Origin of the sequence: Vibrio sp. 1562 (genome assembly GCF_033340155.1) — a bacterium.
In the GTDB taxonomy this organism is placed as follows: Bacteria; Pseudomonadota; Gammaproteobacteria; order Enterobacterales; family Vibrionaceae; genus Vibrio; species Vibrio alginolyticus.
On the sequence record NZ_JAWOVY010000703.1, the window covers coordinates 1 to 536 of the forward strand.

Genomic DNA, 536 nt, shown 5'->3' on the forward strand with positions numbered 1-536 from the left:
GAAGCTGGAACCGATATTTCAGAGGAATAGCGCTTAGATTATTTCCAATACTCCCTGCTATTGGTCTAAGTGCTCACGAAAAAGCCGAGACTGTCGTCCTACAGCCTCGGCTTATTTTATGCCCGTTACCTGCATCTCTCTGTTAATCAGATACAAAAACGCCCGCTTTAATTGCGGGCGTTTTTTATACTTCCAAGCCTATGATTCAAACTCTTCAATCATTTCTTGAACTTCACTCTTCGGTTTATCTGTTTGACCAAAGCCACGTAGACCAACAACGTGTACGTGTTCGTGATCTTTAAACACCTTACGTACCAGCTTGTAGGTTGTACCTTTCTCTGGGCTAATGTTCTCTGGCGCAGCAATCAACAGCTGCATATCCAGACGGTCACACAGTTCGAATAGCGTTGAAATCGACTTCGCATCCAGACGTGCCGCCTCATCGAGGAACAACAAACGACATGGGATGATGTCTTTGCTGCGTAGACGACGGGATTCTTCTTCCCAGCTCTGAACAACCATCAATAGGATAGACT

General features: G+C 45.3%; 1 protein-coding gene. It reads right to left on the reverse strand.

Features of this window, described 5'->3' with window-relative positions; all coding sequences use genetic code 11:
- Positions 1 to 198 precede the first annotated feature (198 nt).
- Positions 199 to 536: hypothetical protein (locus R7Z49_RS27195; protein ID WP_318112778.1), on the reverse strand; the 338-nt coding region annotated here is incomplete at its 5' end.